The organism is Mesorhizobium sp. B264B1B (assembly GCF_020165765.1).
Lineage (GTDB): Bacteria > Pseudomonadota > Alphaproteobacteria > Rhizobiales > Rhizobiaceae > Mesorhizobium.
In genome coordinates, this window is sequence record NZ_JAIUIS010000019.1 from 101,924 (window position 1) to 122,603 (window position 20,680).

Annotated in this window: 22 protein-coding genes and 1 pseudogene; 13 read left to right on the forward strand and 10 right to left on the reverse strand. The window is 63.3% G+C overall.

Annotated elements, in window-relative coordinates:
• Nucleotides 1-16: 16 nt before the first annotated feature.
• The 5 genes from LB547_RS28760 to LB547_RS28780 form a co-directional block, all read right to left on the reverse strand.
• Nucleotides 17-811 carry an FAD binding domain-containing protein gene (locus LB547_RS28760; RefSeq protein ID WP_140499860.1) on the reverse strand — a complete coding sequence of 265 codons (795 nt, stop codon included), beginning with the start codon at nt 809-811 and terminating at the stop codon, nt 17-19.
• A 10-nt stretch (nt 812-821) separates the two neighbouring features.
• On the reverse strand, nt 822-1,265 hold the full coding sequence (locus tag LB547_RS28765) for an SRPBCC family protein (RefSeq protein WP_140515847.1): 444 nt from the start codon (nt 1,263-1,265) through the stop codon (nt 822-824).
• 117 nt (nt 1,266-1,382) lie between these two features.
• Nucleotides 1,383-2,210: a helix-turn-helix domain-containing protein gene (locus tag LB547_RS28770; protein ID WP_140630792.1), complete on the reverse strand. Its 828-nt coding sequence runs from the start codon at nt 2,208-2,210 to the stop codon at nt 1,383-1,385.
• Between the two features lie 177 nt (nt 2,211-2,387).
• Nucleotides 2,388-3,386: an ABC transporter permease gene (locus LB547_RS28775; RefSeq protein WP_140759879.1), complete on the reverse strand. Its 999-nt coding sequence runs from the start codon at nt 3,384-3,386 to the stop codon at nt 2,388-2,390.
• A gap of 61 nt (nt 3,387-3,447) precedes the next feature.
• Nucleotides 3,448-4,191 (reverse strand): ATP-binding cassette domain-containing protein, encoded by a 744-nt coding sequence (locus LB547_RS28780; RefSeq protein ID WP_140500157.1) that lies wholly within the window; start codon nt 4,189-4,191, stop codon nt 3,448-3,450.
• 455 nt (nt 4,192-4,646) lie between these two features.
• Between LB547_RS28780 and LB547_RS28785 the strand changes: the two genes are divergently transcribed.
• Complete coding sequence (locus tag LB547_RS28785; protein WP_140499854.1) at nt 4,647-5,636, forward strand: sugar-binding protein; 990 nt, start codon at nt 4,647-4,649, stop codon at nt 5,634-5,636.
• A gap of 181 nt (nt 5,637-5,817) precedes the next feature.
• Nucleotides 5,818-6,600, forward strand: coding sequence for a FadR/GntR family transcriptional regulator (locus LB547_RS28790; RefSeq protein ID WP_140515839.1), 783 nt, complete (start codon nt 5,818-5,820; stop codon nt 6,598-6,600).
• Nucleotides 6,601-6,735: 135 nt separating this feature from the next.
• Here the strand turns inward: LB547_RS28790 and LB547_RS28795 are convergent, their stop codons facing one another.
• The gene (locus LB547_RS28795; RefSeq protein ID WP_140557958.1) at nt 6,736-7,674 is read right to left on the reverse strand and encodes an NAD(P)-dependent oxidoreductase; all 939 of its coding nucleotides are present in this window, start codon (nt 7,672-7,674) and stop codon (nt 6,736-6,738) included.
• Between the two features lie 118 nt (nt 7,675-7,792).
• Here LB547_RS28795 and LB547_RS28800 point away from each other — a divergent pair, with 118 nt between their 5' ends.
• Both LB547_RS28800 and LB547_RS28805 read left to right on the forward strand, forming a co-directional pair.
• Nucleotides 7,793-8,689 (forward strand): NAD-dependent epimerase/dehydratase family protein, encoded by an 897-nt coding sequence (locus LB547_RS28800; protein WP_140500155.1) that lies wholly within the window; start codon nt 7,793-7,795, stop codon nt 8,687-8,689.
• Between the two features lie 103 nt (nt 8,690-8,792).
• Complete coding sequence (locus LB547_RS28805; protein ID WP_140500153.1) at nt 8,793-9,569, forward strand: FadR/GntR family transcriptional regulator; 777 nt, start codon at nt 8,793-8,795, stop codon at nt 9,567-9,569.
• A 33-nt stretch (nt 9,570-9,602) separates the two neighbouring features.
• Here LB547_RS28805 and LB547_RS28810 read toward each other — a convergent pair whose 3' ends face one another.
• A complete protein-coding gene (locus LB547_RS28810) occupies nt 9,603-9,890 on the reverse strand; it encodes a DUF3175 domain-containing protein (protein WP_140499848.1) in 288 nt (95 codons plus the stop codon).
• 198 nt (nt 9,891-10,088) lie between these two features.
• Between LB547_RS28810 and LB547_RS28815 the strand changes: the two genes are divergently transcribed.
• From LB547_RS28815 to LB547_RS28845, 7 genes and pseudogenes are all read left to right on the forward strand, one after another.
• Nucleotides 10,089-11,333, forward strand: a complete 1,245-nt coding sequence (locus tag LB547_RS28815; protein WP_140759940.1) for an MFS transporter — start codon at nt 10,089-10,091, stop codon at nt 11,331-11,333.
• Nucleotides 11,334-11,497: 164 nt separating this feature from the next.
• Entirely contained in the window at nt 11,498-12,526 is a 1,029-nt protein-coding gene (locus tag LB547_RS28820) for a LacI family DNA-binding transcriptional regulator (RefSeq protein WP_140499846.1), read from the forward strand.
• Nucleotides 12,527-12,835: 309 nt separating this feature from the next.
• Nucleotides 12,836-13,963 (forward strand): sugar ABC transporter substrate-binding protein, encoded by a 1,128-nt coding sequence (locus LB547_RS28825; RefSeq protein ID WP_140759882.1) that lies wholly within the window; start codon nt 12,836-12,838, stop codon nt 13,961-13,963.
• A 20-nt stretch (nt 13,964-13,983) separates the two neighbouring features.
• Nucleotides 13,984-15,405, forward strand: a pseudogene (locus tag LB547_RS28830) (sugar ABC transporter ATP-binding protein); the annotation flags it as partial.
• Nucleotides 15,406-15,418: 13 nt separating this feature from the next.
• Nucleotides 15,419-16,399 carry an ABC transporter permease gene (locus LB547_RS28835; protein ID WP_140499841.1) on the forward strand — a complete coding sequence of 327 codons (981 nt, stop codon included), beginning with the start codon at nt 15,419-15,421 and terminating at the stop codon, nt 16,397-16,399.
• A complete protein-coding gene (locus LB547_RS28840; RefSeq protein ID WP_140553852.1) occupies nt 16,396-17,382 on the forward strand; it encodes an ABC transporter permease in 987 nt (328 codons plus the stop codon). The genes LB547_RS28835 and LB547_RS28840 overlap by 4 nt, the downstream gene beginning before the upstream one ends.
• A 23-nt stretch (nt 17,383-17,405) precedes the next feature.
• Entirely contained in the window at nt 17,406-17,933 is a 528-nt protein-coding gene (locus LB547_RS28845; RefSeq protein ID WP_181167663.1) for a gluconokinase, read from the forward strand.
• 62 nt (nt 17,934-17,995) lie between these two features.
• Here LB547_RS28845 and LB547_RS28850 read toward each other — a convergent pair whose 3' ends face one another.
• Both LB547_RS28850 and LB547_RS28855 read right to left on the reverse strand, forming a co-directional pair.
• Entirely contained in the window at nt 17,996-18,445 is a 450-nt protein-coding gene (locus LB547_RS28850) for an RrF2 family transcriptional regulator (protein WP_013530871.1), read from the reverse strand.
• Nucleotides 18,446-18,703: 258 nt separating this feature from the next.
• Nucleotides 18,704-19,690 carry a sulfate ABC transporter substrate-binding protein gene (locus tag LB547_RS28855; protein WP_140567538.1) on the reverse strand — a complete coding sequence of 329 codons (987 nt, stop codon included), beginning with the start codon at nt 19,688-19,690 and terminating at the stop codon, nt 18,704-18,706.
• A gap of 167 nt (nt 19,691-19,857) precedes the next feature.
• On the opposite strand from LB547_RS28855, the gene LB547_RS28860 reads away from it, so the two are divergent.
• On the forward strand, nt 19,858-20,133 hold the full coding sequence (locus LB547_RS28860) for an antitoxin (protein WP_140567536.1): 276 nt from the start codon (nt 19,858-19,860) through the stop codon (nt 20,131-20,133).
• Nucleotides 20,133-20,531, forward strand: a complete 399-nt coding sequence (locus tag LB547_RS28865; protein WP_140567534.1) for a type II toxin-antitoxin system VapC family toxin — start codon at nt 20,133-20,135, stop codon at nt 20,529-20,531. The genes LB547_RS28860 and LB547_RS28865 overlap by 1 nt, the downstream gene beginning before the upstream one ends.
• A 14-nt stretch (nt 20,532-20,545) precedes the next feature.
• On the opposite strand, the gene LB547_RS28870 is transcribed toward LB547_RS28865, so the two are convergent.
• Nucleotides 20,546-20,680, reverse strand: a 135-nt coding sequence (locus LB547_RS28870) for a TOBE-like domain-containing protein (RefSeq protein WP_347439598.1), incomplete at its 5' end; no start/stop codon positions are given.

The window sequence follows — 20,680 nt, forward strand, 5'->3', positions numbered from 1 at the left end:
CGCGCCCCGAATGTGACTAGCTGAGCAGCAGCCGACCGAGATGAACCGGCAGCACTTGCGCGCGATACCAGGCGCTGGCGATCGGGTCGGTGATTGGTGCGGTGCCGTCGCCCGCGGCGGCCAGTGCCGAAGCGATGCCGTCCGCGTCCAGTGTCCTGCCGAGCAGCGCTTTTTCGGCTGTCTTGGCTCGCATCGGCCGGTCGGCCATACAACCGAGCGCGATGCGCGCCGAGGATATCGTGCCGTCGCCGGCTTGTTCCAGGATAGCGGCGATACTGAGCACCGAGACGCCCTTGGGCTTTACCCGCGAGACCTTCACGAATCGAAAGCTTCCTTGCGCCGGCCGCGTGAAGCTGACCGAGGTGACGATCGCGCGGCTCCCGCCCCGCTTGGCCAGAAACGCTTCCATCGGCATTTCGCCGTCATTGGTGCTCACCATGGCGTCCAGCGCCAGCAGGGCGACTGCGAAATCGCCATAGGGGCTTGGCGCAAACAGATTGCCGCCGACGGTCGCCATGTTGCGGATCGCCGGACCGCCAACGGCACGCGCGGCCTTGGCAAGCTGGCCGAGCTCGGGATGGCGGGCGATCGCCGCCATGGTCACCGAAGCGCCGATGCGGATCGTGCCGCCGGAGACCGTGATGACCGACAAGGCCGGGTCGGTCGACCTGACAAGGCCGGAGACCGAAACGTCGCCCTCATTGGCGGCGCGCAAGACGAGCGTGCCACCGCCGAGATAGCGCGTGCCGGCGGCTTTCAGCGCCGCGCTGGCGTCTTTCACCGTTGCAAAACTCTGCAATGCCAGCGCCATGGCCCGCTCCTCAACCCTGGCCGGCGAAATGGCTCTTCAGGGCGTTGAAGCCGCCCTGGAAGACATTGGCGCCCATGCCCTCGGCCAGCTTGTCGGCTTCTTCGGGTGCTGCGTCGAAGCTGGCGGTCCATTCGGCATAGGTGCGGTCGCCGTCGGTGACGCGCCGCAATTGCAGCGTAGCCCTGTGGTTGGTGAGCGGTTGCGGCGTTTCCAGGATCGAATAGCTGACGAGGAAATTCTCATCGGAGAAATCGAGCAGCTTTTCGCGCAGCCGCGCGCCGCTGGCCAGCTGGAAGTTGCGCACGCAGCCGATCGTGGTGGCGTCCTTGCCGTCCTCGATATGGCTTTCGACCATGCGCGGATGCCAATTCGGCAGTCCGTTGAAGTCGCGGATGCGCGCCCAGACCTTTTCGACCGGCGCGTCGATGACGGTGGAGATGGTGACATCAGCCATATGCTCTTTCCCTTGCAAACGTTCTGCTTGGGACGGTAGGCCGATCGTGGTCGCGGTGCTTATCAATGCGTCTTGGGCACGTATCAATCAGTCTGAAAATAGCCGCTTTCCGGCCCGTCAGGACACTGCTCGCGCCGCTTCGCGATAGAGCGTCGGCGGCACGCCGACATGGTCGCGGAAGAAACGCGAGAAATTGCCCTGGGTGGTGAAGCCGAGATTGCAGGCGACCGATATCAGCGGCTCATGCGACCACTGGAGCTGGCGCACCGCTTCCTCCATGCGCAGCGTGTTCCAGTAGACGTTGGGCGTCAAACTGGTCTGTTCCTTGAACAGGGCGAAGAAATGCGGCCGCGACAGGCCGACGCTGCGCGCCACGTCATCGAAGGAGATACGCTCGCAGACATTGGCTTTCATCAGCTGGATCGCCTTGCGGACGCGGAAATCCTGCATGGTGTTCACGCGGCCACGCGGCTCCTGCGGAGCTGAAGCGTCGGCGGCATCGAGCACCGAGTCGATGAAGCGCTCGATCTCGTAATTGGCGACATCGTCGATGCTCTCATTGTCGGTCAGATGATCGAGCAGGCCGGCAGCAGCCTGGTGCAGCCAGGGTTCGAGCGTGATTGCCGCCTGCGCGAAAAGCGGCGCGGACGAGGGCAGGTCACGGCGCCGCCGTGCCCAGTCCGGGTCGATGTAAAAGGCGAGGAACAGGCCTGGGGTGCCGTCGTGCGACAGCACATGGCTATGCGGCTGCAGCGAGTTGATGCCGGCAGCCGTGCCAGGTCCAAGCAGGACCGTCTCACGGCCGATGGTCATCTCGCCGGCGGTGCCTTCCAGCCAGATGATGAGATGTGCCTCGACATGGGCATGGGTGACGAAGTCGCTCGCGACATTCAGGACAGAAACATGTCCGAACCGGCCCCAGTAGAGCCTGATCGCTTCCGTCATGGGTATATCCTCCCGCAGGCGACTGGCCTCCCTTCGCCTGCTTGGGGATTGTGCGGCCGGTTTTCCGTGTCCGTCAAGGCATAGCCGCACGCCCGGTATTCGCGGCAGGCCGCTTCAGCCGATTTTCAGACTGAGCGATAGGACCGAAATGAACGCCGCTTCGGCGAAGACAGGCTTTTAGTCGCTTCGCCTGAAGTTGCGGACGCGGTCGAACAGCACCGCCAGCAGGATGGCGCCGCCGATGAAGGTGCCCTGCCAGAAGGCGTTAATACCGAGCAGGCCGAGGCTGTTGCGGATCACCTCGATGAGGGCGGCACCCACGATGGCGCCAAAGGCGGTGCCGACGCCGCCGGCGAGATTGGCGCCGCCGATGACGGTGGCGGCGATGACCTGCAGCTCCATGCCGTTGCCGAGATTGGTGGTGACGGCGCCCAGCCAGCCGGTCTGGATGATGCCGGCTATTCCCGCCGACAACGCCGAGATCATGTAGACGGCGACCTTGATCTGGCGCACCGGAACGCCGGTCAACGTCGCAGCATGCTCGTTACCGCCAATGGCGAAGATGTGCCGGCCGAACTTGGTCCAGCGCAGGACGAAGCCGGTGATCAGCGCCAAAAGGATCATGTAGAGCACCGGATTGGCGATCCCAAACAGCCAGGCGCCGCCGCCCAGCGCCAGCAGCTTGTCGTGATCGGGCCCGAACTGGAAGACGACGGTGTTGTTGGAGGCGACCATGGCGAGGCTGCGGGCGATCGACAGCATGCCGAGCGTCACCACGAAGGGCGGAAAACCGAGATAGGCGATCAGAATGCCGTTGAAGCCGCCGATGACGAGTGCGGTGGCGATCGAGGCCAGGATGCCGACTTCGATCGAAAACCCTGCATGCATGGTAACGGCCAGCACCATCGAGCAGAGGCACAGCACCGAACCGACCGAGAGGTCGATGCCGCCGGTGATGATGACGAAGGTCATGCCCAGCGCGACAATGGCGACGAAGGTGACGTTGCGGGTGATGTTGAAGAGGTTCTTCGGGGTGGCGAAGGCATCGGTGGCAAAGGACAGGAAGATACAGGCGAGGATGACGGCGATCACCACCCAGAACGTCTGGCTGGAGAGCAGCCGCGACAGAAAACTGTGCTGTTTCTGCGCGATCGTCTGATCAAGGGTGACTGCCATTATCGACCTTTCCTGCCGGCAGCGAAACGCGCCAGCGCAATGAAATCCGGTTTTGCCGCTCTCACACCACCTGCTCGATGGCGCCGGTGATCAGCCCTGTCACTTCCTCGGGCGAACTCGAGGCGATCGCCTTGTCGGCGACTTTCCTGCCGCGCCGCATGACGATGACGCGGTCGGCGACGTCGAAAACGTCGGGCATGCGGTGGCTGATCAGCACCACGGCGATGCCCTGGTCGCGCAAATGGCGAATCAGGTTGAGGACCTCCGCCACCTGGCGGACCGAAATCGCCGCTGTCGGCTCGTCCATCAGCACGATCTTGGCCTGTGACAGCATGGTGCGGGCGATCGCCACCGCCTGGCGCTGACCGCCGGACATCTGCTTGACGAGGTCGCGCGGGCGCGTCTCGGATTTGAGCTCGGCGAATATCTGGCCGGCGCGCTTGTACATGGCGGCATAGTCGAGGATACGGAAGGGCCCGACGCCGCGGCGCAGTTCGCGGCCGAGATAGACATTGGCCGCCGCCGTCAAATTATTGCACAGCGCCAGATCCTGGTGGACGATCTCGATGCCGTGCTGGCGGGCCTCGACCGGCTTGTGCAGGATCAGATCCTTGCCGTCCATCTGCATGGTGCCGTGGCTCGGGCGGAAATTGCCGGCGATCATCTTGACCAGCGTCGACTTGCCGGCGCCGTTGTCACCCATCAGGCCGACGACCTGGCCGGGCTCGATCGACAGCGACACGTCGTTCACCGCCTGGATGGCGCCGAAATGCTTCGAGATGTTGGTGAGTTCGAGAACCGCCACCAGCCTTTTGCCTCCCATGTCTGGCCGTCTGTCCCGGAAGGGGCGACGGCTTCGGTTCGCTACCCCAGCTCCTCCCGGAAGCAGCGACGCGGTCATTTACGCAAATGCCTGCATGGACGTCAATTGTCTGACGAATAAGATTTGGGCAATTGTCGGACGAATGAGATCCCGCCTTTCGGGAAAAATCCGTTTTGTAGGACAAATAGCAATTGACGTTGGCGGCAAGCCGTTATTAGTTGAGCGTCGGAGGAAGATATGCCGGCTTTGACGACGTTGTTTGGCGGCGCAACCGGTAGAGGATTATCGACCGTGCCGGCATCGTTGCCGGGCTGGTCGCATCTGAAAATACTTATCGGCCTGGCCTGACGGCACGAGCGCTTGCTTCTGTCATCTCGCATTCGGCCGATCTGTGTGGCGGGCACGCCGTGTCCGTCTGTTTCCAAGGGAGGACTGACATGAGGAAAACAGTTTTGCTCGCCGCCGTCGCCGCCATGGCGTTGGGCGCCGGGCCGGCTTTGGCCAAGAAGCAGCTCGTCATCGTGGTGAAAGGTCTCGACAATCCGTTCTTCGAGGCGATCCACCAGGGCTGCGAGAAATGGAACAAGGAAAACGCCAGCTCGGAATATGAGTGCTTCTACACCGGTCCGGCGTCGACTTCCGACGAGGCCGGCGAGGCGCAGATCGTGCAGGATATGCTGAGCAAGCCGGACACGGTGGCGATGGCGATTTCGCCGTCCAACGCGCCGCTGATCGCGCAAACGATCAAAAGCGCCAACCCGTCGATCCCGATCATGACCGTCGATGCCGATCTTGCCAAGGAAGACGCAGCACTTCGCAAGACTTATCTCGGCACCGACAACTATCTGATGGGCAAGAAGATCGGCGAATACATAAAGAAGGCCAAGCCGAAGGGCGGCACGATCTGCACCATCGAGGGCAATCCGGCGGCCGACAACATCCTTCGCCGCGCGCAAGGCATGCGTGATGCGCTGTCGGGCAAGGAAGGACTTGCAGCCCTTGCCGGCGAAGGCGGCTGGACGGAAGTGGCGGGCTGTCCGGTGTTCACCAATGACGACGGCGCCAAGGGCGTGCAGGCGATGACCGACATCCTTGCCGCCAACCCCAAGCTCGATGCGTTCGGCATCATGGGCGGCTGGCCGCTGTTCGGCGCGCCGCAGCCCTATCGCGATCTGGTTGGACCGCTGAAGGACAAGCTGGCCAGCAACGACTTCGTCATCGGCGCCGCCGACACGATCGGCGACGAGGTGGCGATCGCGCGGGATGGCCTTGTCACCGCGCTGGTCGGCCAGCGGCCGTTCGAGATGGGCTACAAGGCGCCGTCCGTGATGATCGACCTGGTCGAAGGCAAGAAGGTCGACGATCCGGTGTTCACCGGCCTCGACGAATGCACCAAGGATACGGTCGACACCTGCATCCAGAAGTAGGCGTCTCGATCGGGGCGCCCGTCAACGGGCGCCCCGCCACCTCTGCTGACGAACAGGGACACGCATTTCAGGGGCAGCGGCTCCGGCTTTGGCGCGCCCGAGGTTCGAATTTTTCGGCAATGGCATCGGCGGACCGACAGTTCCTGACCGGAACAGGTACGGCCGACGCATTGGAACGTGGATGCCGGACGAAAAGTCAAACAAGCGAGCCATTCGGACCAAGGCACAGGCCGGCCGCCGTCCGGCCGCCATGCGCCGGCCCGATGCGGCGCACTTTCCCGGTGCCAGCGTGCACGCCTCGCTGGCCAGCGAGATCGGGCTCAGGATCGTGCGCGGCGACTATCCGCCAGGCACCATCCTGCCCAACGAAGCCCAATGGTCGCAAACGTTCAACGTCAGCCGCTCGGCGGTGCGCGAGGCGATCAAGATGCTGATGGCCAAAAGCCTGCTCGCTTCGCGCCCCAAGATCGGCAGCTGGGTCGAACCGAAGGAGCGCTGGAACCTGCTCGACCGCGACGTGCTCGCCTGGTACGCGACCGCGCCGGACCGTGAGGTGTTCCTGCGGACGGTACAGGAGTTCCGCCATATCATCGAGCCGGAAGCGAGCGCCTTTGCCGCGGTGCGGCGGACCGACGAGCAGATGGCCGAGATCAGCCAGGCCTGCCGCGAGATGGGCGAGGCGGCAAGCCTTCAGGAGCGCATCCGGGCCGACACGCGCTTTCATCTCGCCATCCTGCGGGCCTCCGGCAACGACCTGCTGGTGCCGCTCGGCGTGCTCATCGAGTCGGCGCTTGACCATCTCTTCGTCTTCACGACTCAGCAGGTCGGCGACCAACGGCGGGCCCAGAGGCTGCACGAGGCGATCGAGAAGAATATTCGTTTGCAGCGCCCCTCAGCGGCGCGCAACGCCGTGCACAAGCTACTCGCCGATACCGATGAAGGGATCGGAAGAGGGCGAGGGTGATCGACGCTCGCGCTTGGTGATCACCTTTCTATGGACGATGCGTAGCCTTCTGCGGCCTTTCGCAGGCTCCCGGCGTTCGAAGCTCGAAAAGCCAAGCTATTGGCTTTCATCCGGTGCGCGGACCGCTTCTCACCCTTAAATCGTCTGTTTCTTTCCATCTTTCATCGGCATCAGATCGACACCGTTGACCTTGCCGATATGGGTGGCCAGCATCGGCACGTACTGCTCGGCCGGTCCGGTGGCGTGTGCTCCGGCGAAAGCGTTCTTGGTGGCGTTGCCGAGGGGGTTGGCAATGCCGGCAGAACCCGCCATCGATTCGAGGTAGGTCAAGTCCTTGAAGGCGTTGGCAATAGTGAATTTGTGGGCGTCGCGGTCGCCCTCCAACGTCCAGCGCATGAAGGTCTGGTAGAAGCCGCAATCCATGCGGCCGTTGCGGATGACGCTGTCGAAGCGCTGCGGCGAGATGCCGACCTTCTCGGCCAAGGCCAATGCCTCGGAATAGATCGCCGCATAGCCCAGCGAGACGAAATTGTTGAGCAATTTCATGCGGTGGCCGTCGCCGGTGTCGCCGATATGGACGATACGGCCGGCCCAGGTTTCGATCACCGGTTTGACCCTGGCAAAGACGGCGTCGGGTGCGCCGACCATGGCGTCGAGCGTGCCTTCCCAAGCCTCCTTCGGCGTGCGGCTGAGCGGTGCATCGACATAGTTGACGCCGAGCGCCTTGAGTTCGGCGGCCAGCGCAGCGGTCGAGACCGGGTCGGAGGTCGAGCAGTCGACGACTACCGAGCCTTTTCTCAATCCTTCCTTGAGGCCGCCGGGGCCTCGAATGATGGCTTCGACCTCACGCGAACCGGTGACGCAGATGAAGACGATCGTCGATGCCGCCGCCACGTCGCGGGAGGTCGAGGCTTCGTGGGCGCCGCGATTAGCCATATCCTCCGCCGGCTTGCGATTCTTGCGGCCGAGGAAGGTCAGGTGATAGCCTTTATCGACGATGTTCTTGGCGATGCCATGACCCATCAGGCCAAGGCCGATGAAGCCGATCTTCTCGCTCGCGGCGGTCGTGTTCATGCTGTCTGTCCTGTGTTGCGATTATCGATAATGTCGCCGCTCTTTTAGCCGCAAGCGGTTGCAGAAAGCAATATTGTCTGACAATACACATAATTCCTGAGCTTTCGTGGAGACCAGAATAATGAAGCGGATCATGTTCACCGGCGGCAGCGGCAAGGCTGGGCGCCACGTCGTGCAATATCTGGTGGAGCAGGGCTGCCAGGTGCTCAACATCGACACCAAGCCGCTCGACAATCCCAAGGTGCGCACGCTGATCACCGACATCACCGACAGCGGGCAGGTGTTCAACGCGCTGTCGAGCTATGCGGGCTTGCATGAATTCGACCCGTCGCTGCGCCCCCAGCCCGTCGACGCCGTGGTGCATTTCGCCGCGATCCCGCGCATCATGATCACGCCCGACAACGAAGTGTTCCGCATCAACGCGCTCGGTACCTACAATGTCATCGAGGCGGCGGTGAAGCTCGGCATCCGCAAGGTGATCATCGCCTCCAGTGAGACCACCTACGGGCTGGTCTTCGCCAACGAGCCGCGCACGCCGAAATATTTCCCGCTCGACGAAGAATACGACGTCGATCCGATGGACAGCTATGCCCTTTCCAAGGTGGTCAACGAGAAGACGGCACGGGCCTTTGCGCAGCGCGACGGTGCCGACATCTATGCATTGCGCATCGGCAACGTCATCGAACCGCACGAATACTCCCTGTTTCCGAAATGGTTCGCCGATCCCGGTTTCCGCAAGCGCATCGCCTGGAGCTATGTCGATGCGCGCGACCTCGGCCAGATCACGCTGCGCGCCATCGAGAAGGATGGGCTCGGCTACCAGGTGTTCAACGCTGCCAATGACGACACGTCGTCGGACCTGCCGACCGCGGAACTGCTGAAGCGCTTCTATCCCGGAGTGCCGGTCAAGGGTGAGCTCGGCGAATTCGAGACGCTGCTGTCCAATCGCAAGGCGCGCGACATGTTGGGCTTTCGGCCGGAACACAGCTGGCGCAAATACGTGAGGATCTCTTGAAAACAGGCCCCGCCGGGGGTTGAGCTGTGCACAGAAGCCGGCTTTGCGGGTGAACCCGCTTGCCGTGCTTGACAGCTTGCTCAATCCGGACTTTCTGGAGCCTATGCGGGACGCGAAGCCGAACAAGGAAAAATCGCCGGCAAAAGCGGCATCGGCCGAGCGTCAGGCCGGCGTTCGCCGCACCGATGCGGCGCGCATTCCGGGTTCCAGCGTGCACACCTCGCTGGCCAGCGAAATCGGGCTCAGGATCGTGCGCGGCGACTATCCGCCCGGCACCATCCTGCCCAACGAAGCCAAATGGTCGGAGACCTTCAGCGTCAGCCGCTCGGCGGTACGCGAGGCGATCAAGATGCTGATGGCCAAAAGCCTGCTCGCCTCGCGCCCGAAGATCGGCAGCTGGGTCGAGCCGAAAGAACGTTGGAATCTGCTCGACCGCGACGTGCTTGCCTGGTACGCGACCTCGCCGGACCGCGAGGTATTTCTGAAGACGGTGCAGGAATTCCGCCACATCATCGAGCCGGAGGCATCCGCTTTTGCCGCCATGCGGCGGACCGACGAGCAGATGGCCGAAATCAGCCAGGCCTGCCGCGAGATGGGCGAGGCACCAAGCCTGCAGGAGCGCACCCGCGCCGACACGCGCTTTCATCTCGCGATCCTGCGGGCGTCTGGCAACGACCTGCTGGTGCCGCTCGGGGTGCTGATCGAATCCGCCTTCGACCATCTCTTCACCTATACGACGCGGGAACTCGACGATTTGCAGCACGCACAGAAGATGCATGAGGCGATCGAGAAGAACATCCGCCTGCAGCGGCCCGACGCGGCGCGTGCCGCGGTGCGCAAGCTGCTCGCCAACACAGACGGCGTGATCAGGTCACGATAAGCCGTTCCAGGAACCCGTCACGCGGCTTGCTGCCTACTCTTCCTTCTCACGTCCGAACGCCGCGCGCAGTTCGTCCTTGGCGTCCTCGAGCACCTTCTTCTGCTTCGCCGGCAGGTTCTTGCCGGCACGGTTGATGTAGAAGTTCAGCATCGACATGGCGGACTGGAACGGTTCGGCCTTGCGCCGGTCGCTGTGTTCGGCCGACCGCTTGAGCGAAGCCGCGATCTTCTTCGGGTCGTGGGATTCGAAGACATGGTCTTCGAGATCCATGGCATTGCTGTGCTCGGTCACCTCAGCCGACCATTTCCGTTTCGCGGTCATGGCAATCTCCTTCGCGTTGAGCCGATTGCAAAACGTCCTTCATCGTCGCACGTTCCGGTGAGCCCGGAACCGGCGAACCCTGGAACCATGGAATTACCCACGTGGCGCTGCTCGGCGCCGCGAATGCGCCGATAGTGGTGGAAGGACCGTCGGCCGCTAGGCCGCATGACCGCGACAATGGTCAATGTCGATGACGGAATGGGAAACAGCTTGGCCTCGATCTTCTCCTCACCAGCAGCCGGCAATGCGGTCGTCGACAGCTCGCATGCATGGATACGGCTGGCGGTGTCGACGCTTTTGTCAACAGTCGGCGGCGTCGGCATGTGGGCCGTGGTCGTGGTGCTGCCGGCCGTGCAGGCCGAGTTCGGCGTCGACAGGGCCGACGCCGCTCTGCCCTACACCGCGACCATGGTCGGCTTTGCCGCCGGAAACGTTCTGGTCGGGCGCGCCATCGACCGTGTCGGCTACTGGATCCCGGCGATTGTTTCCTCGATGGCGCTGGTTGCCGGCTTCCTGCTGGCGGCGCTGTCGACCTCGATCCTGCAGTTCACGCTCGCCCAGGGCCTGCTGATCGGGGTCGGTACATCGGCGATCTTCGGGCCGCTGATCGCTGACATCTCGCACTGGTTCAACCGCCGGCGCGGCGTCGCCGTGGCGGCGGCCGCGGCCGGCAGCTATCTCGCCGGAACGATCTGGCCTACCGTCATGCCACCCCTGATGAAGGCGGAAGGCTGGCGCTTCACCTATGTGGCCATCGGCATCTTCTGCCTGGCGACCATGGTGCCGCTGGTGCTGATGCTGCGGCGCGGCGCCCCGATCGCGGCCGCCGGTTCCGCGGGCAGCCGGCTGGTGCAGCCGATCTCGTTGTCGCCAACGGCACTCCAGGTGCTGCTCGTCATTGCTGGTCTTGGCTGCTGCGTGGCGATGTCGATGCCGCAGGTGCATATCGTGGCCTATTGCATGGATCTTGGCTACGGCGTCGCGCATGGCGCCGACATGCTGTCGATCATGATGGCGGCCGGCGTGGTCAGCCGCGTGGCTTCGGGCTTCGTTGCCGACCGCATCGGCGGAGTGAAGACCCTGCTTATCGGCTCGGTGCTGCAATGCCTGTCACTGTTCTTTTACATTCCCTTCGACGGGCTTGCCTCGCTCTATGTCGTTTCGCTGGTCTTCGGCCTGTCGCAGGGTGGCATCGTGCCCTGCTATGCGATCATCGTGCGGGAATACATGCCCGCCAGGGAGGCCGGCCAACGCGTCGGCATCGTCATCATGGCGACCATTTTCGGCATGGCGATCGGCGGCTGGATGTCGGGCTGGATCTACGACCTGACCGGCTCCTACGCCGCCGCATTCCTGAACGGCATCGCCTGGAACCTGCTGAACATCCTGGTGATGGTGCTGGTGCTTTGGAAGGCAAGACGCGGCGCGACGGCGATGGCCTGAGGCAAAGCGGAAGCACTCGCCCACAAGCGCCTCGGCTTGACAACGGGCCGGGGCTGCGCGACGCCAGAGGTGAGTGGTGCGGCACAGGCTGGTGAAATGGCGACAGCAACGTCGATCGTATTGCGGCAGCGCCTTGGCGGCCACGCACCGCATGGAGCCTGTCCTTGATCAAGCCGCGCTCGCGCCGAGGCGGCGGCCGCCCGACCATATCAGACGTCGCGCGCAAGGCGGGCGTAGGCGCCATCACCGTGTCTCGCGCCTTGCGCGAGCCGGAGCGGGTCTCGCAGGACCTGCGCCGCCAGATCCAGGCCGCCGTCGACGAGCTCGGTTATGTGCCGGATCCCAACGCGCGGGCGCTGGCCTCGGCCCGCGCCGAGGTGTTCGGCGTGCTGGTGCCGTCGCTTACCAACAACGTCTTTGCCGAGGTGGTGCGTGGCATCTATGACAGCCTGTCGGATAGCGCCTTCCGCATCCAGCTCGGCAACACCCACTATTCCGGCCTCGAGGAAGAACGGCTGCTGCAGGTGTTCGGGCCGCAAAGGCCGGCGGCGCTGATCGTGGCCGGCATCGACCAGACGCCGGCCTCGCGAAAACTGCTGGAGAATGCAGGCTGCCCGGTGGTCCAGGTCATGGAAACCGGCCCGGATCCGGTCGATATGATGGTCGGCTTCTCGCATCTGGACGGGGGCAGGGCGGCGACTGAGCATCTGCTCGAAGCGGGTTACCGCCGCATCGGATTCATCGGTGCGCGCATGGATCCGCGCTCGCAGCGGCGCTTGGCCGGATACCGCATGGCAGTGGAGAAAGCCGGCCTATTCGATCCACGACTGATCACCACCACGCCGGTGCCGTCCAGTGTGACGCTGGGACGCGAACTTTTCCGCGACGCGCTGGCCAAGATGCCGACGCTCGACGGCGTATTCTGCAACAATGACGACATCGCGCTAGGCGCGCTGTTCGAGTGTCATCGCGCTTCGATCGGTGTGCCCAAGAGGATCGGCATCGTCGGCTTCAACGATCTCGACATGATGCAGGTGGCGTTTCCCTCCGTCACCAGCATCCGCACGCCCCGCTACGAGATCGGACGGCGGGCAGTGGCCATGGCGCTGGCGGCGATAGGAGGCGAGCCTCCGCAGCAGCGCGTCGTGGATCTCGGTTTCGAACTCATGCGCCGCGAGAGCACGGCGCGCTAAACACGCTTTCGCGATCAAGAGAAAGGGCGCTTTACACACCGTTCATGGTAGCGCTACCGTCGTCGTCGGACAGGAAAGAGAAATGCAACGGTACGGCGCCTGTCTATTATACATAAGCGACAACTAATTCTTGTTTATTATGTATAATATGCTATTTTCCCAGCAGCCTGGGAACGACGGGGGAGGAGGCATCGCATAGACCATTGGCCATCGGAAAGGCAGGTACGGCAAGGCAAGAGGAGCCGGAGCCGACCGTGCGAAATTCACATCGCGAAACGACGTCAGAATTACAAAATGGGAGGATTATCGATGATCAAGTCACTGGTAGGTGGCATCGTTGCCGCCAGCGCATTCGTCATGCTCAACTCGGCCGCCATGGCCGCCGGCCCCGAGATCGTGCCGGGCCCGGCCGCCCAAGCCGCCTGCTTCGCGCCTTGGAGCGCGGACACGAAATTCTTCAAATATCCCAAAAAGGAAGGCCCATACCGCATCGCCTTCGCCAATGGCTATATCGCCAACACCTGGCGCATCCAGATGGTGCAGACCGCAAAGGCCTATGCCGCCCAGCCGGACGTCAAAGCCAAGATCAAGGAATTCAAGGTCGTCTCGACCGGCGAGGACGTGCCGGCGCAGATCTCGGCGATCAACAACTTCATCGATTCCGGCTATGACGCGATCGTCACCGACGCGCAGAACCCGACTGCTTTCGGCCCGGTCATCAAGCGCGCCAAGCAGGCTGGCATCGTGCTGGTCGCCTTCGACAACATCCTCGACACCAAGGATGCCATCAACGTCAATGTGGACCAGAAGGGCCTCGGCGAATTGTGGGCCAAATGGCTGGTCGCGAAGGTGCCGAATGGCGGCAAGATTCTCGAAGTGCGCGGCGTTGCCGGCACCTCCGTCGATACCGATCGCCACAACGGCATCCACGAGGTGCTCGACGCTTCCGGCAAGAAATGGGACGTCACCGAAGTCGCCGGCAAGTGGGACGACGGCGTGGCACAGAAGGTCACCGCCGACGCGATCGCCACCAACGGGCCATTCGACGGCATCACCGGCCAGGGCGGCGACACCGGCATCGTGCAGGCGATGATCGATGCCAAGCATCCGTTCGTGCCCTTTGGCGGTGAAACCGAAAACGGCTTCCGCAAGTTCTGCGCGGCGCATTCGGCCGACGGGTTGAAGTGCTCTTCCGCGGGCTCGGGCCCGGCCCAGGTCGCCGTCGCCATCAAGACCGCGATTGCAGCGCTCGAAGGCGAAGTGGTGCCGCAAGAGGTGAAGCTGCCGCTGGCGATCGCCGAAGATCCGAACATGAAGGAAGGCACGGATTACTTCCCGAAAGAGTCGGACAATTTCTTCGTCGGCAACTCCTTCCCAACCTGCGGCATCAACTTCAGCGCCCAGGAAATCATGGGTCAGACCAAGGAAAATCAGTAGTTTCCAGTGGATATCGTTTCGGCGCCGGCAAGTCGACGCTGATCAAGATCATGGCGGGCGTCGTTGCGCCCGACGAGGGCCGCATGGTGCTGGACGGGCGAGAGGCGACCTTCGCCTCGCCGGGCGCCGCGAACAAGGCCGGCATAGTTTGCATCTTCCAGGAGTTGTCGCTGATTCCCGAACTCAGCGTCGCCGACAACATCGTCATATCCGATCCGCCGAAACGCTTCGGCATGATCGACCGCAAGGCGCAGCGGCGCATCGCCGAGGACGCGCTGGCGCGTGCGGGAGCATCCGACATTCATCCGCTGGCGCTGGTCAAGGACCTGCCGCTGTCACGCCGGCAGATGGTCGAGATCGCCAAGGCATTGGCCAGGAAGCCACGCATCCTGATCCTCGACGAGGCGACCTCGGCACTGACGGCGGCGGATGTGTCGAAGATCTTCGCCGTGCTGAAGCGGCTGCGTTCGGAAGGGCTGGCGCTGCTCTACATCTCGCACCGCATGAACGAGATCGCCGAATTGGCGGACCAGTGCACGGTGTTCCGCAACGGCCGCAATGTCGCCAGCTATCCCGCCGGCTCGAAGAGCGACAGTGAAGTCGTCGAACTGATGATCGGGCGCGAATACAGCCATATCTTCCCGCCCAAGCCGACATTCGCGCCGGCCACCACCGCGCCGGTGCTCGAAGCCCGCAAGCTCTCCTGGACGGATCGCCTGCACAACATCTCGCTGTCGGTCAGGGCAGGCGAGGTGGTCGGCCTCGGCGGCCTCGACGGGCAGGGCCAACGCGAATTGCTGCTCGCTTTCTTCGGCGTCCTGCGTGGCCTTTCCGGCCAGATCCTGGTCGACGGTAAGCCAGTGGGCATCGCCAGCCCCGCCGCCGCACGCGAGAACGGCATCGGCATGGCGCTCATTCCCGAGGATCGCAAGACCGAAGGCCTGATGCTGCCGATGACGGTGCGCGAGAACCTGTCTTTCGCCGCACTCGACCGGCTGTCGAAAGGCGGCATAATAGACCGCGCCGCCGAGCAGCGGCTTATCGACGACATGGTCGGCCTGCTGGCGATCAAGACGGCCGGCCTCGACATTCCGGTCGGCGCGTTGTCGGGCGGCAACCAGCAGAAGGTCGTCATCGCCAAATGGCTGATGCGCCAGCCGCGCATCATCCTGCTCAACGATCCGACGCGCGGCATCGATGTCGGCACCAAGCAGGAGCTGTATCAGCTGATGCGCAAGCTGGCGGACGCGGGGGCGGCAATCCTGTTCTATTCGACCGACTATGACGAGCTGATCGGCTGCTGCGACCGTGTGCTGGTGCTCTATGACGGGGCGGTCAAGCGCGAATTGGTGGGCGCCGAAATCACCGAACGGGCTCTGATATCAAGCGCGCTCAACATGCCTGGCGGGGATAGCCCGGTGAACCGGGGAGCGAACGCGTGAAAGGGATTTTGGCGTGAAGGATTGGCGCTACTGGTTGGCGGAGCAGCGCGGAACGCTGCTGGCGCTTGGCATCTTCATCGTCATGTTCGTCATCTACACCGCGAACCATCCGGCCGGCTTCACCGCCAATGTCGTGCAGACGGCGGCCAACAAGGGCGTGCTGCTGGCCTTCGTCGCCATGGCGCAGACGCTGGTGGTGATCACCGCGGGCATCGACCTTTCCGTCGGCATGATCTTCCTGTTGACCAACTGCCTGGCCTCGTGGCTGGTGGTGGGCACGCCGGTGCAGACGGCGCTTGGCGTGTTGGCGGTACTGGCCGTCGGACTGCTGTGCGGGGCGATCAACGGCGCCATCGTCATCTACGGGCGGCTGCAGCCGATCGTCGCCACGATCGCCACCGGCGCGGTCTATTATGGCATCGGGCTTCTACTGCGGCCGTTCCCGGGCGGATCGGTCAACGAGGATCTGGCTGACGCGCTGACGGGCCGTGTGTTTGACGTGGTGCCGGCCAGCATGGTTGTGCTCCTGGCCGTCGTGTTGGTGATCTGGGTGCCGTTCAGCCGTTCGGTGCTTGGCCGCGCGGCCTATGCGGCAGGGTCGTCGGAAATGGCGGCCTACATGTCAGGCGTGCCCATCCGGCGCGGCAAGTTCGCAGCCTATACGCTGGCGGGGCTGCTGGCCTCGATCGGCGGCCTGTTCCTGACGTTCTTCACCTATACGGGCGAAGCGGCCTATGCCAGCGGCAACTCCTACACGCTGTTTTCCATTGCCGCCGTGGTGCTGGGCGGCGTCTCGCTGTTCGGCGGCAAGGGGAGTGCCATTGGCGCGATCTTCGGCGCGCTCGCCTTCCGCACCATCGGCGATCTGTTGTTCGTCTTCGATTTCGATCCGCTGTGGCAGCCGCTGTTCCAGGGCGTTATCCTGCTGATCGCCGTCAGCCTCGGCGCCTTCGCCCTGTTTCGAGTCCGCAACCGGCTGGAGTGGTTCCTGTGAGCGAGACGACATTGGGCGGCATTGCCGGCCGCATGCCGAAATTCATTCGCCGCGCCGACCCCGCGGTGTTGACGGCCTTTGCCTGCATCGTGGTCCTGCTCCTGCTGGGCAGTCTTTATTCGCGCAGCTTCCTGTCGCCTGAATATCTCTTGCAGCAGCTCAAGGTGGCCTCGTTTCTCGGCGTCATCGCCACCGGCATGATGCTGGTCATCCTGCTCGGCCAGATCGATCTGTCGGTGCCGTGGTCGGTGGCGGCGGGCGCGATGATGGCTTGCGCCGCTGCCGCGTATGGCCCGGCCGGCGTTGCGTTGGCCATTCCATTCGGCATCCTGTGCGGGGTGCTGATCGGCATCGTCAACGGCATCGGCGTCGCCTATCTGCGCATTCCCTCCATGATCATTACGCTCGCCACAAACGCCGTCGCGCAAGGGCTGATGGTGGTCTACACCGGCGGCTTCTCGCCCCAGGATTCGGCCACCGGCGCCATGCGCTACCTGGCCACCGGCTTTGCCATTCCGGGAGTTCCCAACGCGGTCATCATCTGGGCGCTGATCGGCGCCGCGATGGTGTTCGTTCTGACCCGCACCGGCTTTGGCCGCACCGTCTACGGCATCGGCAACCGCGAGCGTGCCGCCTACCTCTCCGGCATCGACACAAGGCGCGTGGTGATGATCGCCTTTGCCGTCTCCGGCGGGCTCTCCGCCTTCGGCGGGGTGCTGCTTGCCGGCTACGCCTCCAAGGCGGCGCAGTCGATGGGCGACGCCTATCTCCTGCCGTCGATCGCGGCCGTCGTGCTGGGCGGCACCTCGATCCTTGGCGGGCGCGGCTCCTATCTCGGCACTGTCGCCGGCGTCATCCTGATCACGCTCCTGCAATCCATACTGTCGGTCATGCAGATGCCGGAGGCGGGTAGGCAGATCATCTACGGCGTCGTCATCGTCGCCATGCTGCTGCTCTACGGCCGCGCGCCGGCAAGCCGCTGACAGTGGACGAAAAGGCTCAGCGGATGGCGGAGGCCGCCCCCGGCTCTGTACCCCCAGCCATTGTGGTTATGGGTGTCGCCGGATGCGGCAAATCGGTCGTCGGTGCAGCGCTGGCAACCGCGCTGGGCGCGGTCTTCATCGAGGGTGACCGTCTTCATCCCCCCGAGAACGTCGCCCGCATGGCAAGCGGTCAGCCGCTTACCGATCAACTGCGCGAAGGCTGGCTCGATGCAATCGGCGAGCGCATCGCAGCGTCGGCCGGTGAGGGGCGGGGCGTGGTCGCTGCCTGCTCGGCGTTGAAGCGAAGCTACCGCGAGCGCCTGCGTGGCATTTGCCGAGACATCGTCTTCCTCTATCTGGAGATCGATCCGGCCATGGCTAGGCTGCGGGTCGCCAGCCGCAAGGGTCATTTCATGCCGGCAAGCCTGGTCGACAGCCAGTTCGCCATTCTCGAGCCGCCGGCGGCGGATGAGCGGGCGCTGACGCTCGATGCGACGCACCCGATCGCCGATCTCGTAGCCGAGGCGGTGCGCGTGACGCGGCGGTTCTGAACCTTGATCGGCGCCATACCGGCATGCGACTTACGCCGGCAAGTGCGGCGCATGCGCAGGATCTAGATCTGGGACGTCAACTCGACCGGAAAATCATCATTGTCGGCATCGCGCATGGCGGCAAGGCTGCGGTTGTCCAGCACCTCGGCGATTGCCTGGCGCACCTCGAGCATCATGTGCCGGACCTGGCACGTCGCTTCGTCGCAATCCTCGCAGCGCTGATACTGCGTGCGGCTGGCGCATGGGATCGGCGCCAGCGGCCCGTCCAGCACACGCACGACATGGCCGATCTTGATCTCCGAGGCCGGGCGGGCGAGGCGATAGCCGCCTTCCTTGCCTTTGCGGCTCTGGACGAAGCCGGCATTGCGCAGCTCGCCCAGAATGGCATCGAGGAATTTTTTCGGGATGTTGTTGGCGACCGCGATGTCGTTGACGAAGGCCAATTGGCCAGCCGGCAAGCCGGACAGATGCACGAGGGCCTTGAGGCCGTATTTGCCTTTTTTAGTCAGCATGCCCGAGTCAACCCATGAAGCCCCAACAATCCGCATCTGGCGGCTGTTTGTGTGCAAATGATGACGGGGCTTGTGGAGCGCTGCCGTTTCGCGAACAAGCCGATTTGTCGGCACGTTAGGCGCAAACGCGTTGATTCTTCGTAACCTTTTGCGCGGCTGGCGTCGTATTTGCCATATTTTGCCGCAAACGGCGAAAGCCGGCAAAGCGCCGGCTTTCCTGATTTGCTTACCGTAACGTGCTATCGCGCCGCGAAAACCTTATCGGCTGCCATAGGCCTGGTCGAGCAGGCCGCCGGCGGCGAAATGCTCTTTCTGGACGTTGTCCCAGCCGCCGAAGACGTTTTCCACCGTCAGCAGGCGCACGTCCGGGAAGTCGGCCTTGTGTTTGGCGGCGACGGCCGTGTCGCGGGCGCGCAGGCCATTGTCAGCGGCGATGTCCTGCCCCTCGGGCGTATAGAGGAAATCGAGATAGCTTTTGGCCAGATCACGCGTGCCATGTTCGTCGGCGACCTTGTCGACGATCGCCACCGGGAATTCTGCCAGCAGGCTGACGGAAGGCGTGACCTGCTCGAATTTGTCGTCGCCATACTCCTTGCGGATGCCGCGGGTTTCGGATTCGAACGTGATCAGCACGTCACCGATCTCGCGCTGCACGAAAGTGGTGGTGGCTGCGCGCCCGCCGGTGTCGAAGATCGGCACGTTGTTGAACAACTTGGTGATGAATTCCTTCACCTTGGCGTCGTCGCCCTTGAAGGCCTCCTTGGCGTAGGCGGTCGCCGCCAGATAGGTGTAGCGCGCATTGCCCGAGGTTTTCGGGTTGGGGAAGATCACCTGCACGTCGTCGCGCACCAGGTCGTTCCAATCCTTGATGTGCTTGGGGTTGCCCGCCCGCACCAGGAAGGACGGCAGCGAATAGAAGGGCGAGGCGTTGTCGGGAAAATCCTTCTGCCAGTCGGCCGAGACGAGGCCCTTCTTGACCAGGAAGTCGATGTCGGTGACCTGGTTGAAGGTGACGACATCAGCGCCGAGCCCTTCGGCGATGGCGCGTGCCTGAGCCGAGGTGCCGGCATGCGACTGGTCGATGCTCACGCCCGGGTGCTTCTCGATGAATGCCTTGTTGACCTGGACGAACAGTTCGCGGCCGACGTCATAGGAGGCGTTGAGCAGCTTGTCGGCAGACCAGGCTTGGGAAGATGCGAGGAACAGGCCGGCGACGGTGGCGACGCCGAGGAGAAATCGCTTCATGAAATAAGACTCCGTGTAGTGCTTAATCACCTGACCATAGTCCTGCGCCACTTGCCCGACGAGGCACGTGCAATAGTTTCGCGGTGCCACCGTAAGAAAAAATGTCGTCATGAACGCTGTCATTAGAATTTTGTTCCGCCCAATATGCATATACAAAGGAGGCAACCATGCCCCAACACCGCCATTCAACAACACGGCCGTCGAAGGAGGCGAAGCTGTTTCGCAATAACCGCAGCCAGGCGGTGCGCATTCCTGTCGAGTTCGAGCTCCCCGGCGAGAAGGTCCTGATCAGCCGTGAAGGCGACCGCCTTGTCATTGAGCCGATCCGCAAAGCTGGGCTCGGCGCGTTGCTCGCCCAATGGGCAAACGAGCCGCCGCTCGGCCCCGAGGACAATCTTCCCGAAATCAATGATGCGCCAGTCGAATCCGAGGACATTTTTTGATGCGGTTCATGCTGGACACCAACATCATCAGTGACATGATCCGAAATCCGGCTGACAAAGCCGCCAATGCAGTGGAGCGCGAGGGAGACCACGCCATTTGCACAAGTATCGTGGTGGCCTCGGAATTGCGATATGGCTGTGCCAGGAAGGGATCAACCAAGCTGCTCAAAAAAGTCGAGCAATTGCTGGCTGAGATTCCGGTCTTGCCGCTCGATGTGCCGGCGGATGCAGAGTATGTCGCCCTTCGTGCAGAGCTGGAGGCCGCCGGCCAACCCATTGGCCATAACGACCTTTTTATTGCTGCGCACGCCTGCGCTATGGGCATCACTTTGGTAACGGCCAATACGGGCGAGTTCATGCGAATCCGCAACCTGAAGATCGGGAACTGGCTGGAGTAGTGCTCGGTCTAATATCAAGCCGCCGGAAACAGCTTCCAGCGGCCCGGGCGGAACGCTACCCGGCTCTTCTGCGCCGCGGGATGGTCGACGGGCAGCTCGATCTCGACGCGCTGGCGTTCGCCGCCGATCTCGAGTTCCACCCGGCGGGT